Origin of the sequence: Clavibacter michiganensis subsp. tessellarius (assembly GCF_021922985.1) — a bacterium.
Classification (GTDB): domain Bacteria; phylum Actinomycetota; class Actinomycetes; order Actinomycetales; family Microbacteriaceae; genus Clavibacter; species Clavibacter tessellarius.
Map to the genome: position 1 here is coordinate 1,648,405 of NZ_CP040788.1, position 14,495 is coordinate 1,662,899.

The following is a 14,495-nucleotide window of genomic DNA, read 5'->3' on the forward strand; positions in this document are numbered from 1 at the left end:
CCGACCCGCGCCGATCAGGTGGGGATGACCTTGAAGAGCACCTTCCGCGTGACCATGAACCAGATCGCCGCCAGCACGAGCGTGTGGACCACTGCCCCCTGCCAGGGATTCGACCTGTCGAGGAACGGCAGGCTGCCGACGATCAGCACGAAGAACACGTGGACGATGAACACGTAGAGGCTCGCGGATCCGAGCGGCGTGTAGAACCAGCCGAACGCGCGGTCGACGGGCTTCCACACCCGGGTGAGGAACGTGTACGCCACCACGAGCATCAGCCCGAGGTCGAGGAGCCGGCCCGGCTGGAGGAACGTGCGCTGGTACATGGACTCGTACAGCGACGAGTAGAGGCCGTCGGGGACGCCCGGGATGGTGACGCCGTACGTGTGCCCGGCCCACAGCACGGCGAGGGCGCCCACGTACGCCACCACGAGGATCGACACGAGGACGCGCCCCAGCCGTCCCGTGAGGGCGCGCGTGATCTGCCGGCGGTAGTAGCCGATCACCATGCCGTTGAGGAACGCCACCTGCCACGTGAGCAGGGGGAAGACGTCCTCGAACATCGACGGCAGCACGCGGATGTCGAACTGGGCGTTGAGCACGTACGCGGTCCAGCTGACGATGAGCACGACCCACCACATGCGGCGGCGGAGCAGCCACACGATCGCGGGGACGAGCAGGGTCAGCACCACGAACAGGCCCATGATGTTGAACACCCACGGGCCCATGCGCAGGAGCAGCAGGTCGCGGATCGCGTACCAGGGCGGCGGGTAGTCGAGCAGGCGCGCGCCGTTGGGGTAGAGGTCGTAGACCTGGCCCGTGGTGACCTTGCCGTCGGCGCCCGTGCCGCGGTCGGTGAAGGTCGTGATCACGTCGGTGTCGAGGAACGGCACGAACGTGAGCGCGAACACGATGACGACCACGGCGATCGCCACGATGTACTGCTTGAAGGCGCGCCGCAGGATCGAGACGAGCGCCTTCAGCTCGCCGAACCTCTTCACGGCCATCGGGTAGACCATGCCGAGCACGAGGCCGGAGAGCAGCACGAACATCTCGGCGCCCGTGATGGCGCCGATCGCGTTGATCGTCACGTACGAGTACGGGCTCGCGACCTCGATGTGGGTGATGACCACGGCCACGATGGTCCAGCCGCGGAAGAGGTCGAGGCGGCGGTCGCGGGGCGAGTTCTCGTCCGGGTAGCGCCAGCCGGGCTTGAGGCGGCCGATGGGACCCGAGATCACGAAGAGGAGGAGGAGCACGACCGCGCACAGCACGATCCAGCCCATCTGCTCGTCCTCGGGCGATCCCGGATCGCGGTACTGCGCGGTCGCGACGTTCGCGCGCTCCTGGTCGAAGACCTGCGTGACGGGGCCGAGCGTCGCGGTGGCGGGATCCAGGTGGGCGAGCAGGGCGGACGCGACCGTCGCGTCGCCGGTGGCCCGCCAGTCGATGACGACGCCCTGGGCCTCGGCCTCGGTGCGCTGCACCTCGCGCCAGACCACCATGCCGATGCCCGGGTGCGCGGCGCGGATGTCGGCGGAGAGCACCTGGTCCCACCAGGCGCTCTTGATGTCGATCTCGGAGGCCCCATCGGTGCGGGCCGGGTCGTAGAGGGCGCCCGTCTCGATGACGGCCGGCTTGCCGGTGCCCTCGATCCACTCGGCCGCGAAGTCGCGCCCGGCGCCGCTGTCGTCGGCGTACCCGTACCGCCCCGCGAGCTCGCGCGCGAACTTGCCCTCCTCGGGCACGACGTTCTTGCCGAACTCCTGCTGCGGGATCACCTGGCTGCCCAGGTAGTCCTCGGTGGGCTGCCCGACCGTGAAGTCCTGCTCCGATCCGAAGTGGGACGCGGAGAGGCCCACCCAGTCGACGGCCTCGTCGCCCGGGTAGTACGGGCGGTAGGCGTCGTCGTCCACGTCGACGCGGCCGTTCCCGTCGGTGTCGAGCTCGGCGATGGACCGGGTGCCGGAGGCGTCGGTGAGCCCGTCGGCGGATCCGAACGGGTAGCCGGCCGCGTACGCGGGCGACCACACGGTGACCGCGCCCGCGTCGGAGGCGTGGACGGCGTCGGCGACCTGGCGGAAGGCGGCGACGTACGCAGACGGCTGCTGGCCCCAGGGGGTCCACGAGCCGTTCATCTCGGGGGCGAACCGCACGAGCGCGCGGGAGTCGTACCGCTCGCGGAGCGCGTCGAGCCGGTCGGTGAGGGCGGTGGCGTCCGCCGCCGTGAGCTCGGCGAGCGGCACGGTCGGCTCGAGCGTGAGGAAGAGGAGCGAGCCCTGCTGGGCGGCCTGCTGGGCGAACTGGTCGAGGTAGGTGACGTCGTCGGATCCGAGCGGGTAGCGCACCGACTGGCCGAGCACCGCCGGGGTGGCGCCGAGGCGGTCGGCGTAGCTCTGCGCGTCGTCCGCCGTCCAGTCGATGATGCCGCCGAACCACGGCGCGGCCGGGCCGCGCGTGAGGTCGACGTCGTCGACCGGTGCGGCGGGCGCCGTCGCGGTAGGCTGCGGCGCGGCGAGCGCCGCCGTCGCGGGCACGACGGCGATCGCGAGCGCGACCATCGCCGCGGCCCAGCCGCGGATCCTGCCCCGGGCGGGCGCGCCCCCGCGCGCCCGGTCCCGTCCCCCGACGCCGCGCATCAGCCGCGGAGCCTGACCAGCCGCCAGCGGTTGCTGCCGTCCGTGCGCTCGTACGTGAGGTCGTCGAGGACCGCCTGCGCGAGCGCGAGGCCACGGCCGCTCTCGCTGAGGTCGTCGGGCATGGACACCTGCGTGAGGTCGACGACGGCGGGCTGGCCGTCGTCCTCGAAGAGCGCGACGATGCGGTCGTGCTGGCAGATCACCGTCATGGTGAAGGTCACGGGGTACCCCGCGCGCTCCCCCACCGCGACGCCGTGCTCCACCACGTTGCCCGCGATCTCGACCACGGCCGTCTCGAAGAGCATCCGCTCCATCTCGCTGACGTCGTACGCCTGGTCCCAGACCGCGGAGATCACGGCGTGCACCGCGGCGAGGCTCTCGTCCACCGCGGGGAGCGTGACGTTGGCGCGCACCGGCGGCGCGTGGTGGGTCATGTCGTCACCGGTCACCGAACACGCCCTCGGGGGCGTCGTGCACCGTCAGGACGCGGTTCAGGTTGGTCAGCTCGAGCACCGCCCTGACCTGCGCGTTCGGGCGCGCCAGCCGGAGGTCGCCGCCCGCCTGCCGGGCGCGCTTGAGGCCCGAGACGAGGGCGCCGAGCCCGGAGGAGTCCATGAACTCGGTGCTGCCGAGGTCGACCACGACGAAGGGGCGCCCGCCGTCGATGACCTCGGTCACGACGGTGGTGAGCTGACGGGCCGACACCATGTTGAGGCGCCCGGTGGGCGTCACGACGCTGACCTCCGTGCCCTGCTCTGCCACTGCGATGTCGATCATGCGTCCTCCTTGGCCGGCGTGAAGCCCCGGTAGCGGGCCGCACGGATGATGATGCTGAAGATCGCCAGGTCGAAGACGACCCAGGCGAGGTTGGTGAACGTGCCGAGCGGCGTCGCCTGCCCGATCGCGAGGCGCAGGATGCCGATCGCCGACGCGACGATGAGCGCGCCGATCACGTAGAGCTGCGGCTTCACGAGGTCCCACCGCGGCTTGCCGCTCTCGGCGCGCACCTTGGGCGTCACGGCGAAGTCGAGGGGCTTGCGGAAGAACACGTTGGCGACCGCGGTGGTGACCGAGGAGATCCACACCGGGAAGAGCGCGAGCGAGTACTGCTGCCCGCGCCAGGTGCGCTTGCCGCGGCCGACCACCGCGAACAGCAGCTGGTTCACGAGGAGGAACGGGATCAGCCGGCTGAAGAAGTCGGTCGACAGCGCCTGCACGGGGAGCACGCCGAAGACGAGGTAGATGATGGGCGCCGCCACGTAGACGAGCGCCGTGAATCCGGAGAAGTAGCTCCACATGGTGGCGAAGTACATGAGCCGCTGCGGGATGGAGAGCGCCTTCTGCAGCAGCGGGTTCTCGCGGAAGAACACCTGGATCGTGCCCTGCGCCCAGCGGAGCCGCTGCGTGAGCATGGTCGGCAGGTCCTCCGGCGCGAGTCCGTAGGCGAGGACCTCGTCGTGGTACGCCGACTTCCAGCCGAGGCCGTGCAGGCGCATGCAGGTGGCCATGTCCTCGGTGACGGAGATGGTGGCGAGCGGCATGATCGACTGCGCGTCGTCGTCGCGGTGCACGTCGATGTCGCGGATGATCGCGCGCACCGCGTCGAGCGCCCCGAGCGGCGACCAGTCGCGCTGCGCCAGGCGGGTCATCGCGCTGTCGTCGACGAGCGAGACGGCATCGCGGTCGGCCGAGTGCCGGCCGGCGAGCGCGGCGATCTCCGCCAGGTCGGCCTTGAGCGCTGACATGTCGTCCTGCACCATGCGCGCCGCGATCGAGTCGACGCGCTTCTGGAACCGGTACGTCACGTCGGCGAGGCGCTGGCCGCGGCGGAGCTCGGCACGCGCGCGGCGCACGTCGTAGGCCACGTCGTCGAGCGCCTTGCGGAGGTCGACCTGGTCGGGCTCGAGCTCGAGGCGCGCCTTGTCGAGCACGTCGCCCGCGGTGCGGAGCGCGCGGAACACGCTGATCTCGGTGTCGGTCACGTAGCGCGAGACGCCGAGGAGCATCAGGGCCTCGCGGCGGAGGATCGCGTTGGAGCCGCAGAAGAACGCGGCGTTCCAGCCGTCCTTGCCCTGCTGGATCGGGCCGTAGAACAGGGGCGCCTGGCTGCCGAGCGGATCCGAGTCCGGCACGTTCACGAACACCTGCGGCGTCTGCACGAGCGCCATCCGCCGGTCGTCGAAGTAGCCGAGCGTGCGGTCGAGGATCTCGGGCTCCGGCACCTGGTCGGCGTCGAGGATGAGCATGAACTCGCCCTCGGTGGTCAGCAGCGCGTTGTTGAGGTTGCCGGCCTTCGCGTGCCGGGCGCGACCCGACCAGTCGGCCGAGCGCGTGATCCAGCCGATGCCCTCGGCCTCCGCCAGGTCGCGCAGCTCCGTGCGGTTGCCGTCGTCGAGCACCCACGTCTTGTGCGGGTAGCGGATGCGCTGGGCGGCGCGCGCGGTCTCCATCACGAGGTCGAGCGGCTCGTTGTACGTCGCGATGAACACGTCGACGGTGAGGCCGGGCCCCGGCACGGGCGGCTTGGGGCGGTCGCGGGCGCGCCACATGGTGAGGCCGAACAGCAGCGAGTCGATGAGGCTGTAGGTCTCGGCCATCACGAGCGGGATGGCGATCCAGAGCGCCTCCGGGTTCACGGAGAACAGGAGCCGCCAGACGATGTAGTTGAGGCCGAGGATCGCGGTGACGACGGCGAGGATCCGGATGATGGCGAAGCGCACCGTCATGCGCTGCGTGCGCGGGCGACGCGTCGCCGTCGTGGTGCTCACGCCCGCCTCACCGCGAGGACGGTCACGTCGTCGAGCGGTGTGCCGGCCGAGGCGAGGATCCGCACCCGCTCGATGAGCGCGTCCACGCCGCCCGACTCGCGCACGAGCGCCCCGATCAGCTCGAAGGCGGGCGTGCTGCCGCCGAACATGTCGAACAGGCCGTCGCTGAAGGTCACGAACGTGTCGCCGTGGCCGAGCACCGCATGGCGCTCCTCCCACTGGTGCTCGGGCACGATCCCGACCGGCATGTCGGTCGTGCCGAGGTGCGTCACCGAGCCGTCCGGGTGCACGACGATCGTCAGGCCGTGCCCCGCGTCCGCGTAGCGGAGGAGGCCCGACGCCTGGTCGAGGTGCCCGTGCTGCAGGGTGACGAACGAGCTCGTGCGCTCGAGGTCGGCCTCGAGGGAGCGTGCCGCGTCGGTCACTATGAGGCCCGTGTCCTCCAGCACGCCGGCGCCGAAGCGGTCGGCGGTGGCGGCGATGCCGCGGAGGACGGCGCGCACGGTGGCGGTGAGGATGGCCGCGCCCGTGCCCTTGCCCATCACGTCGGCGATGGAGAAGCGCAGGCCCGACGGGGTGCGCTCGTAGTCGTAGAAGTCGCCGCCGACCACCTGGGCGGGCACGCACACCGCGGCGATCTCGTATCCGGGCAGCTGCACCTCGGCCTCGGGCAGCAGCGCGGACTGCACCGCGTGGGCGCGCTCCATCTCGGCGCTCGCGACCACCTCGCGCTGCGCCCACTCCGCGAGCTCGGCGAAGAGCACGAGCTGCGCGGCGTCGAACGGCCGCGGACGGACGTCGTAGATGCAGAACGTGCCGATGACGACGCCCTCGGAGTCCCGCAGCGGGTGCCCGGCGTAGAAGCGGATGTGCGGCTCCCCCGCGACGGTCGGCAGGTGGCGGAACACGGGGTGCTCCTGCGCGTCCTCGACCACGAGCACGCGCTCCTCGCGCACGGTCGTGTCGCAGAAGACGGTGCTGATGGGCGTCTCGGAGAGCTCGGCGCCCGCGCAGGACGCGAACCACATCCGGTCGTGGTCGGCGAGGCCGATGGTCGACAGCGGCACGTCGAACGCCGTGCGCGCGAGCCGCGTGACGCGGTCGAAGCGCTCCTCGGGCGGCCCGTCGAGCAGTCCGAGCGCCTCGACGGCACGCTGCGCGGCGAGTGCCCGCGCGTCCTCGATCAGAGTCATCCCCGCCCCTTCGCCGACATGGACCCCCGTCCACGGCACCCGACTCAGCGGGTTCCTCAACAATACGTGCACGGACGTATCGCGTACGACCTCAGTGGCCGCTCGGCGTCGAGATAGGTGGTCGTCCCAGTGGCGGGTCGACGTGCGAGGGGCCGACGCCGGCGGGTCGGATCGACCGCGCCCCCTCGGACGGAGGCCGACCGTGTGCGAGGCTGCACGGATGACGAGCACCGCGGGCATCGGATCGCGCCGCCAGGAGCTGACCGGGCTGACGGGGATCCGCGCCCTCGCGGCCGGGTGGGTGGTCGTGGAGCACTTCCGGCTCGTGCTCTACGGGCTCTTCCCCGCGACGGAGGACGCCATCGGCCCGTAGGTGCGCTCCGGGTTCCTCGGGGTCGAGGTCTTCTTCGTCCTGAGCGGCTTCATCATCGCCTACAACTACGCCGACCGGTTCGCGACGCCGTCCTGGTCCGGCTACCGCGCCTTCCTCGAGCTGCGCTTCGCCCGCATCTACCCCGTCCACCTCGTCACGCTGCTCGCCATGCTCGTGCTGGTCCTCGGAGCGCGCACGCTCGGCGTCGCGCTCTCCGCCGACGGGACGTACACGCCGCTCTCGTTCGCGGCCAACCTCCTGAACGCGCAGGCCGTGTTCGACCTGCCGGCGTGGAACGGCCCCGCGTGGTCGATCTCCGCGGAGTTCGCGGCCTACCTCGCGTTCCCGCTCGTCGCCGTGGGCCTCGTGCGGCTCCGCACGGCCACGGCGGGCTTCGTGGCGGCCGGGCTCCTGGTCGTGGTGGGCGCCGCGGCCATGCTCGCCGCGGGTGCGCTCGTCATCGACTCGCCGACGGGCTTCCTCCTCATCTGGCTCCGGATCGCGTTCGAGTTCACCGCGGGCTGCTGCCTCTACGCGGGCTGGCGCTGGCTCGGCGAGCGCCGGTCGGGGCGGGGCTGGGATGCGGTCGCCGTCGTCAGCGTCGTCGTGCTCGGCGTCGCGCTCGCCTTCGTCGGCGTCGAGGGCACGCAGCCCCTGGTGACGCTGCCCGTCATCGCCCTGTTCGTCCTCGCCTGCGCCGGCGCCACGGGCCCAGTCGGCCGTATCCTCGGCTCCCGCCTGCTCCTCTGGGGAGGCCGCGTCTCCTACTCCGTGTACATGACGCACTTCATCGTCCTGATGGTGCTCGGCGTGCTGCTGCCCGTCGGGCGGTTCGCGGACGCCGGGACCGGCGTCAAGCTGGCCGTCCTGGTCGGTCACTACGCGATCGTGGTGGTCGTCGGGGCGGCCTGCTACCACCTCGTCGAGGAGCCGGCGCGGAAGGCGGTGCGGTCGCTGATCGCGCGTCGTGCCCGGAGCGTGACGGCACGGCCGTAGCCCGCACGCGACGATAGCGTCGGGCTGGCCGGGTGCCGGGCTGCCGGGCTGCCGGCTGCCGGGTGCCGGCTCTGGAGTGCCCCCGCAGGGACTCGAACTCCACTCCCGCCCCCGCGAGTGCGTGCGTCGAGCCCTTCACCCGCGTCATCACAGCGAAGCACGGTCATCCCGATCGGGTCGAATCAGGGGCCGCTGCGGAGAAGTGTGGGCAAATCGTGGGCACGGGCGGATGCGATAACCAGAGCTCGCGCGGGGGTATTGCCCACTGGTTCAGAGCCCGGCTGCGCTGTGCGGGGTCTCCTCGAGGGGAACCGACACGTGCCGCCGAAACCAGACATCTGGCCTGTCACCCTGCAGCCACTCGATCATCACAATCGTGAATCGCGAGGAGCGATCGTTGATCTGCTGCGCATGTCGCGGCTGGTGGCCTACCCGGTCTCGAACCCCGCCAAGGACAGTGTTGATCTCCTCGGTGACATAGCCCCAAACGGCGGCGTGCTCCGCTTGCAGGCTGAGCGTGAGGGACGTAATCAGAGGACGACCGAGGATCAAGATCTCGTCTCTGCGACGATCATCGACCTCGAAGGCCGCACGGACGAGACCGTCCATGACCTGCATGGAGGACAGCGCGCCTGTCTCCCGTCGCCGCTCCGCCTCCTCCTGCTCGTCGCCGACCTTCTCGGCCAGGCGCGCCGATGCAGCCGCCTCTCGCTCCTCCCGCGCGATTCGGACAGCCAGACGCGTCGGAATCAAGATCGCGGCCACCGGGATCGCGACCTCCTTGATGAGGTCCCAGGCCAGAGGGATCCAGTCAGCGTTCATGGGTCGACGGTACTGGTGCCGCGACGGGCGCCTTCTACCGAGTGGCGGAGGGCGCCCTTCCTCGACTGGGGTTCGCGAGGAGGTTGCGCCGATAGTGCAGCAGGAGGTCGTCGAGGCGGATCATCTTCCGGCCGCCCTTCCAGATGAAGCGCATCCCGTCCTCGTTGATCCACCGCTGGATCGTCCGCTCGGTGCGATGCAGCCGCTGCGCCGCCTTCTTCATCGACAGCAGCTCCGACTTCTCCATACGCAGATTCTATGCGCCACTTGGCCTATTCACGCAACGATCGTGCGTCAGCACGTCGGTCGTCGTGGACGGAGCGGAGAGACGTTCTGCTTGTGGATGCAGGGGTCGCCATCCATCCACGCAAGGAGGCACTGTCGCTGGATCCTCCACGTGCCGCCCTTGGCCCGCTGCGTCCCATGGAGCTCCGCCCCTTCGAGCGCTCGGTGCAGGGTGATCCGAGATCGCTTCGCCTGTACTGCAGCTTCGGCAACGGTTAAACGCTCCTGGATCGAGTCACCGGTGGGCTGTCGATGAGCGCGCCGGTCCTCGTCGAGGGCCCGCGCGATGATGCCGGGCATCTGCTCCTGCAGCTCCTGGCGGACGAGCTTCTGGATGATGGTCTCGAGGTCGGACATCCCGCCAGAGTGCCCGAAACGGGGCGCACCATGTTGGTGCACATCTGCAGCACCCGTGGCGGTGTCGGCGCTCCTTCGTAGCCTCCTGGGATGACGAACAAGGTGCGCCGGGACTCCCCCGCCCCGATGCCTCCCGCGGCTCCTCAGGGGCCGGCGCTGTACCTGACCTCCCCGGGCGTCGCGGGCATCGAAGACCGGTCCACCGACTGGCCATCCCGCCGCTACCTCGCGACCCTCGTCCTCGACTGGGACGGGTGGATCCTCACCCCGCGCCTTGGTGACGGCTCGCACGGGCCCTTCAGCAGTGCCGAGGCCGCGTTCGGGTGGTGGCTGCAGCACCGCGACTCCCTGCCGCCTCCACGGCGCGTGTGGCGCAACGGAGACCCGTGGGAGCCGAGGGACAGCGGGGACTAGCAGTGCGCGCAGCGCCGGGTAGCAGCAACGTCGGCGGCCAGTCGTAGGGTCCCCAACATGAGCCGATCCATCAGCGCCCTACGCGCCATGACAGACGAACAGCTGATCAAGGAGCACGACGAGCACACGACGCACACGGTCGTGGGGACCGGGTACTACGTCGAGGAGCTCGATCGACGATCGCGAGAGAGAGCCACGGAGGCAAGCCAGCGCCTCGCTGACGAGGGCGTGAAGCTGTCACGGCGCACCCACGCCCTCACCTTGGTCAGCGCGGGGATGTCAGCGCTCGCCCTTGTGGCGGCTGTCCTGGCCCTCTTCCTGAGCTGAACCCCGATCTGGGGCGGTCTGCAGCCTCTCCGCCCACCTACGCTCCGAGCATGGGACTGTGGGCATGGCTAACGAAGCCGAGGACGACGAAGCTGATGGCGGATGCGCCTGCACCGCGCGTCGTGGTCAAGACCGTCGGCGTCCCCCGAGAGGCCACAGCCCGACGCCGCGCCGACCTGCACGTGAACAAGCTGCACATCGTGGACCTGCGTAGCCTCGAGGCCCGTCGCTTCCGCATCGTCGGCAGCACGTACGTCTGCTCCGAACGGGACCGGAAGGTCTACGGCGGCACCCAGTACCTCCTCGTCCGCGAGCCCGACAACCGCGTCGACGGCAATGCGGTCGCGGTCTACGGGAAGGGCCGGCACCTCGGCTACACCTCCACCACCAAGGCAGCCGGGCTGGCCCCCCTGCTCGATCGTCTAGGCGCCGACGCCTATCTCGTCAACGGGGCCGCGGCCACAGACGCGTCGATCAAGCTCTGGGCCGATCTCCCCACCCTGCCGGGACTGCGCGCGCACGTCGCCGCCACCAGCTGACAGGGACCCGAACAGGGGCCTGGGCGCCCTCCTCCCGACTCCGTACGCTCGACGGGACTCAGGAGGACCTATGACTCGAACAGCCCTCGCCCTGCCCGTCCTCGCGCTCCTGCTGGCCGCCGGCCTCAGCGGTTGCTCCACCGAGGCCACACAAGAACCCGCCGCCTCAGCCCCTGCCACGTCCGCGCCTGCAGCCGACTCCGAGATCGCCACCGCCGCCCAGGCACTCGTCGGCGGATCCGTCACCGCCGCCACCGAGACCGAGCCCGGCCGACTCCAGCTCGACACCACGATCGTCGACCCCCGCGGTGAGGACGGCAGCCCCGAAGCCCTCGAGGCGCTCGACCTGTGCGAGCAGGCGAAGGCCATCCCGGGCGTGACGCACGTGTCCGTCATGGAGGCGGACGGCACCAGCTTCGTGCTCGCCGGCCACCCGTCCTACGGCGAGAACTGCACCGAGGTCTGAGCAGATGGGTACAAGTGGCGCTCTCCACCTCCGAACTCCTGACGCATCCGGCCGCTGGTATTAAGCCGAGGGCGGACAACACACCTCCCCCTCCACGAGGAATGGAGAACCACATGCGCGACACCGAATGGGATGACTGAGTCATCGAAGCGAACAAAGACCTGTACGACCCCGAGGACACCGAAGTCGAGGACGCCGACGAGTAGGCGCCCAGAAACAGCAGAAGCCCCCGACGTCCCTCCTGAGAGGTGGCGCCGAGGGCGTCGCTCCTGGTGACTCGCCCTTGGCCCGCGGACGTACTAGTGGGGTCACGTGGATTTTGTGCGCGTAGGGCGACGCAAGGATCTAAGCGTCGACACAAGACCGCCGCATGGTCCACTTCCCCGTGTCCGTTGCTGCCGCTCATGAAGAGTGCCGGTCGCGAGCGCCAGGTGCACAGTGTCGGGATGATTACGCCCGAGGGCCACGACTTCGATCACAGTCAAGACGGCGGGAGCTCGTACGGAGACTGCCGATGGATCCCGCTCCGCGGCTGCCGCCCGATCAGCGGCCAGCGCTTCCGCGACGAGCGAGAGCAGCTGCTCACGCAGCTCCTATCGGATCATGCGCCGCATGAGTCATTCGTAGTCCGATACCTGCCCAGCACGGCCGAGTGCCGCCAGATCGAGTGTCGCCTAATCCCGGTCCTCCGGAGATCCAAGAGGTCGTGCGTTACGAGTCGCAGCCGCCCGAGATCGATGAGGGCTGGGCTACAGGTTTAAGAGCTGCTCGATCCATGGCAACACGTTCTCGTGCGCCCACTCCGCAGTACGAGCGAGGCCACGAAGGCTGTTGACGTAGTCAATGATCTTCCTCACTAGTGCGAGCTTTTCGACGCGAGGCTTGCCCTGGATCTTCTCCGCGATCGCTCCCGCCAGAGGGTCGTCTTGTGCGAGGAGCTTGCCCTCTGTCTCCAGCCCGAATTCCTCGGCGACCTCGTCGCGGATTCCGGGGTTGGCGAGCACCTTCTGTAGGTGGGCGAGGGTGGTCTGAACGGAGTCGAGAGCATCTCTGCTCCACTGGGGAGCGGTGATGGCTGTCGCTACGCCGTCGGCGTCGAACGAATAGGTGCCGTCCATCATCCGTCCAGTGCGGCCACAACCAGGGACAGGGCAGTCCTCTAGATTCTGCGACAGCTCGAGCGTGTGGGGCCCGTTAATTTGGAACGCGCGGGAGATGAATGGACCATGCACGGGGCAGACGGAGGCGACGGGGCTCATAACCCGAGACTAGGCTCCAAACGCCGATTGCCCCCCCGGCCGCCCCTGAGGTGGGGCCGCCCAGGGGGCATCAGTGTCGTGCGAAGCGCTCACTGTGTAAGACATGGGGAATCGCAAACGGCGGGTAGCCGCAGGGCATTGGACATCGGCGGGGTCGCCGTGGTCGGAGTGTTCGTGATGACGCTGCGCAGGGTTTCCCTGTCCGGACCCGCCACGAGGTCAACGACGACCTCGACGCCGTTTGAGCAGCCTTCGATCACGCCCGCACAGCGTCAGGAGTCCGCAAAGTGTGGACACGCGCCGACTCGGGCGTCTCCCCGATGCCCCTACTCCCCGGCATTTCGGGTCTGCAAGCGCCTCGCAGATGGTGCCCCCGCAGGGACTCGAACCCTGACCTGTAGCGATTTTAAGTCGCCCGTCTCTGCCAATTGGACTACGGGGGCATGGCGCCGAGGCGCTCCCGACAGCCTACGGTCGGCTGGCATCCGCGGTGCGCCCGGGCATGACGACGGCCCGCAGGCTGGTGCCTGCGGGCCGTAGTCGGTGGAGCTAAGGCGTCACGCGGATCAGGCCGTGCGGTCCTCGTCCTTGGTCTCCGCGCTGGGCGCGGAGCTGTAGCTGCCGGCGAGAGCCGGGGACTTCTCGCCCTCGCTGGGCGCATCGGCCTTGTCGTCGGCGGCCTTCTTGGCAGGCGCCTCCTCCTTCTTCGCGGGCGCGGCCGGAGCGGCGTCCGCGGCGGGGCGCGGGCGCGACGCGAACGTCTCGAACGCGGTGCGCGGGGTCTCGCGCGCCTCGAGGGAGACGATGTCGCGGCCCCAGACGAGGTTGTTCAGCCAGCCCGTGACGACGCGCGCCTTGCGCTCGAAGGACGGGATCGCGAGGCCGTGGTATCCGCGGTGCATGACCCACGCCGGGAAGCCGGTGATGCCGAGCTTGCCGGACTGGAACGCTCCCTGGTACAGACCGAGGCCCGCGACGGCGCCGAGGTTCTTGTGGAAGTAGTCGGTGATGCCCTCGCCGCGGAGGCTCGCGGTGAGGTTCCTCGCCATGAGCTTGCCCTGGCGGACGGCGTGCTGCGCGTTGGGCACGCAGAAGCCGCCGACGCCGCCGCCCGTGAGGTCGGGGGTGGCCGCCACGTCGCCGGCGCCCCAGGCGTCCGCGACGATGCCGTCGTCGCCCTCGACGCGACCGTCGGCGCGCACGCGCAGGCGCCCGCGCTCCTCGATCGGGAGGTCGGTGTTCTTGAGCATGGGGCTGGCCATGACGCCCGCGGTCCAGACGATGACGTCGGACTCGAAGGACTCGCCGGTCGACAGCTCGACGACGCCGCCGACGGCGGACTTGAGCTGCGTGTCGAGGTGCACGAGCGCGCCGCGCTCGGCGAGGTTCTTCAGCACCCAGTGGCTGGTCTCGAGCGACACCTCGGGCATGATGCGGCCCATCGCCTCGATGAGGTGGAAGTGCGTGTCCTCGAAGTCGATCTCCGGGTACTTCTTCACGAGGTCGGTCGCGATGCTGCGCATCTCGGCGAACACCTCGATGCCCGCGAAGCCGCCACCGACCACCACGAAGGTGAGGAGGCGGTCGCGCTCGGGGCCGGCCGGCAGCGTGGCCGCGCGGTCGAAGTTGGCGAAGATGCGGTCGCGGATGGCGACGGCCTCCTCGATGGTCTTGAGGCCGATGGCCTCGTCCGCGACGCCCGGGATCGGGAACGTGCGCGAGACGCTGCCCGCGGTGACGACGATGATGTCGTAGGAGAACTCGTACGGCTCGCCCACGGGCGGCGTGATGGTCGCCGTCTTCGACGCGTGGTCGATGCCCGTCACCTTGGCGGTGACGACGTTCGTGGTGCGCAGGTGGCGTCGCTGGGACACCACGGCGTGACGCGGCTCGATGGAGCCGGAGACGACCTCGGGCAGGAACGGCTGGTACGTCATGTACGGCAGCGGGTCGACCATGGTGACCTCGGCCTCGCCGGATCGGAGGTGCGACTCGAGCTTCCATGCCGTGTAGAAACCGGCGTAGCCGCCGCCGACGATCAGGATTTTGGGCACGATGGA

At 69.9% G+C, this 14,495-nt stretch carries 16 protein-coding genes and 1 tRNA gene; 6 read left to right on the top strand and 11 right to left on the bottom strand.

Annotated elements, in window-relative coordinates:
* Positions 1-14: 14 nt before the first annotated feature.
* From opgC to FGG90_RS07540, 5 genes are read right to left on the bottom strand one after another with little or no spacing between them, the layout of a single operon-like run.
* Positions 15-2,636 carry an OpgC domain-containing protein gene (gene opgC, locus FGG90_RS07520; RefSeq protein WP_237583247.1) on the bottom strand — a complete coding sequence of 874 codons (2,622 nt, stop codon included), beginning with the start codon at positions 2,634-2,636 and terminating at the stop codon, positions 15-17.
* Entirely contained in the window at positions 2,636-3,070 is a 435-nt protein-coding gene (locus tag FGG90_RS07525) for an ATP-binding protein (RefSeq protein WP_094131455.1), read from the bottom strand. Before FGG90_RS07525 ends, opgC begins: the two co-directional genes overlap by 1 nt.
* A 4-nt stretch (positions 3,071-3,074) precedes the next feature.
* A complete protein-coding gene (locus FGG90_RS07530) occupies positions 3,075-3,413 on the bottom strand; it encodes an STAS domain-containing protein (protein ID WP_063072562.1) in 339 nt (112 codons plus the stop codon).
* Positions 3,410-5,362 (bottom strand): glycosyltransferase family 2 protein, encoded by a 1,953-nt coding sequence (locus FGG90_RS07535; protein WP_094131454.1) that lies wholly within the window; start codon positions 5,360-5,362, stop codon positions 3,410-3,412. Before FGG90_RS07535 ends, FGG90_RS07530 begins: the two co-directional genes overlap by 4 nt.
* A 38-nt stretch (positions 5,363-5,400) precedes the next feature.
* Positions 5,401-6,597, bottom strand: a complete 1,197-nt coding sequence (locus FGG90_RS07540) for a PP2C family protein-serine/threonine phosphatase (protein ID WP_094128511.1) — start codon at positions 6,595-6,597, stop codon at positions 5,401-5,403.
* A gap of 220 nt (positions 6,598-6,817) precedes the next feature.
* Here FGG90_RS07540 and FGG90_RS07545 point away from each other — a divergent pair, with 220 nt between their 5' ends.
* Both FGG90_RS07545 and FGG90_RS07550 read left to right on the top strand, forming a co-directional pair.
* The gene (locus tag FGG90_RS07545; RefSeq protein ID WP_165771388.1) at positions 6,818-6,970 is read left to right on the top strand and encodes a hypothetical protein; all 153 of its coding nucleotides are present in this window, start codon (positions 6,818-6,820) and stop codon (positions 6,968-6,970) included.
* Positions 6,971-7,966: an acyltransferase family protein gene (locus FGG90_RS07550; RefSeq protein ID WP_094128508.1), complete on the top strand. Its 996-nt coding sequence runs from the start codon at positions 6,971-6,973 to the stop codon at positions 7,964-7,966.
* 270 nt (positions 7,967-8,236) lie between these two features.
* On the opposite strand, the gene FGG90_RS07555 is transcribed toward FGG90_RS07550, so the two are convergent.
* From FGG90_RS07555 to FGG90_RS07565, 3 genes are read right to left on the bottom strand one after another with little or no spacing between them, the layout of a single operon-like run.
* Positions 8,237-8,788, bottom strand: a complete 552-nt coding sequence (locus tag FGG90_RS07555; protein ID WP_094128505.1) for a hypothetical protein — start codon at positions 8,786-8,788, stop codon at positions 8,237-8,239.
* Between the two features lie 34 nt (positions 8,789-8,822).
* Positions 8,823-9,035: a helix-turn-helix domain-containing protein gene (locus FGG90_RS07560; RefSeq protein WP_094128502.1), complete on the bottom strand. Its 213-nt coding sequence runs from the start codon at positions 9,033-9,035 to the stop codon at positions 8,823-8,825.
* Positions 9,036-9,082: 47 nt separating this feature from the next.
* Positions 9,083-9,430 carry a MerR family transcriptional regulator gene (locus tag FGG90_RS07565; RefSeq protein ID WP_133065152.1) on the bottom strand — a complete coding sequence of 116 codons (348 nt, stop codon included), beginning with the start codon at positions 9,428-9,430 and terminating at the stop codon, positions 9,083-9,085.
* Positions 9,431-9,520: 90 nt separating this feature from the next.
* On the opposite strand from FGG90_RS07565, the gene FGG90_RS07570 reads away from it, so the two are divergent.
* The 4 genes from FGG90_RS07570 (at position 9,521) to FGG90_RS07585 (ending at position 11,176) form a co-directional block, all read left to right on the top strand.
* Positions 9,521-9,844, top strand: a complete 324-nt coding sequence (locus FGG90_RS07570; RefSeq protein ID WP_133065151.1) for a hypothetical protein — start codon at positions 9,521-9,523, stop codon at positions 9,842-9,844.
* A 57-nt stretch (positions 9,845-9,901) separates the two neighbouring features.
* Positions 9,902-10,171, top strand: coding sequence for a hypothetical protein (locus FGG90_RS07575; protein ID WP_094128493.1), 270 nt, complete (start codon positions 9,902-9,904; stop codon positions 10,169-10,171).
* Between the two features lie 50 nt (positions 10,172-10,221).
* Positions 10,222-10,710: an HIRAN domain-containing protein gene (locus tag FGG90_RS07580; protein ID WP_094128490.1), complete on the top strand. Its 489-nt coding sequence runs from the start codon at positions 10,222-10,224 to the stop codon at positions 10,708-10,710.
* A 70-nt stretch (positions 10,711-10,780) separates the two neighbouring features.
* On the top strand, positions 10,781-11,176 hold the full coding sequence (locus tag FGG90_RS07585) for a hypothetical protein (RefSeq protein WP_094128487.1): 396 nt from the start codon (positions 10,781-10,783) through the stop codon (positions 11,174-11,176).
* 749 nt (positions 11,177-11,925) lie between these two features.
* Here the strand turns inward: FGG90_RS07585 and FGG90_RS07590 are convergent.
* The 3 genes from FGG90_RS07590 to FGG90_RS07600 all read right to left on the bottom strand — a co-directional run bounded on the left by FGG90_RS07590 (position 11,926) and on the right by FGG90_RS07600 (position 14,489).
* The gene (locus FGG90_RS07590; protein WP_094128484.1) at positions 11,926-12,297 is read right to left on the bottom strand and encodes a hypothetical protein; all 372 of its coding nucleotides are present in this window, start codon (positions 12,295-12,297) and stop codon (positions 11,926-11,928) included.
* 503 nt (positions 12,298-12,800) lie between these two features.
* A tRNA-Leu gene (locus FGG90_RS07595) sits at positions 12,801-12,878 on the bottom strand.
* Between the two features lie 123 nt (positions 12,879-13,001).
* Complete coding sequence (locus FGG90_RS07600) at positions 13,002-14,489, bottom strand: NAD(P)/FAD-dependent oxidoreductase (RefSeq protein ID WP_094128481.1); 1,488 nt, start codon at positions 14,487-14,489, stop codon at positions 13,002-13,004.
* Between the last annotated feature and the right edge of the window lie 6 nt (positions 14,490-14,495).

Coding starts and splice junctions, on each gene's coding strand:
- FGG90_RS07560 (WP_094128502.1), bottom strand. CDS start 9,035: ATGGAGAAGTCGGAGCTGCTGTCGATGAAGAAGGCGGCGCAGCGGCTG.
- FGG90_RS07545 (WP_165771388.1), top strand. CDS start 6,818: ATGACGAGCACCGCGGGCATCGGATCGCGCCGCCAGGAGCTGACCGGG.
- FGG90_RS07535 (WP_094131454.1), bottom strand. CDS start 5,362: ATGACGGTGCGCTTCGCCATCATCCGGATCCTCGCCGTCGTCACCGCG.
- FGG90_RS07575 (WP_094128493.1), top strand. CDS start 9,902: ATGAGCCGATCCATCAGCGCCCTACGCGCCATGACAGACGAACAGCTG.
- FGG90_RS07555 (WP_094128505.1), bottom strand. CDS start 8,788: ATGAACGCTGACTGGATCCCTCTGGCCTGGGACCTCATCAAGGAGGTC.
- FGG90_RS07570 (WP_133065151.1), top strand. CDS start 9,521: ATGACGAACAAGGTGCGCCGGGACTCCCCCGCCCCGATGCCTCCCGCG.
- FGG90_RS07525 (WP_094131455.1), bottom strand. CDS start 3,070: ATGACCCACCACGCGCCGCCGGTGCGCGCCAACGTCACGCTCCCCGCG.
- opgC (WP_237583247.1), bottom strand. CDS start 2,636: ATGCGCGGCGTCGGGGGACGGGACCGGGCGCGCGGGGGCGCGCCCGCC.
- FGG90_RS07580 (WP_094128490.1), top strand. CDS start 10,222: ATGGGACTGTGGGCATGGCTAACGAAGCCGAGGACGACGAAGCTGATG.
- FGG90_RS07540 (WP_094128511.1), bottom strand. CDS start 6,597: ATGACTCTGATCGAGGACGCGCGGGCACTCGCCGCGCAGCGTGCCGTC.
- FGG90_RS07585 (WP_094128487.1), top strand. CDS start 10,781: ATGACTCGAACAGCCCTCGCCCTGCCCGTCCTCGCGCTCCTGCTGGCC.
- FGG90_RS07530 (WP_063072562.1), bottom strand. CDS start 3,413: ATGATCGACATCGCAGTGGCAGAGCAGGGCACGGAGGTCAGCGTCGTG.
- FGG90_RS07590 (WP_094128484.1), bottom strand. CDS start 12,297: ATGATGGACGGCACCTATTCGTTCGACGCCGACGGCGTAGCGACAGCC.
- FGG90_RS07565 (WP_133065152.1), bottom strand. CDS start 9,430: ATGTCCGACCTCGAGACCATCATCCAGAAGCTCGTCCGCCAGGAGCTG.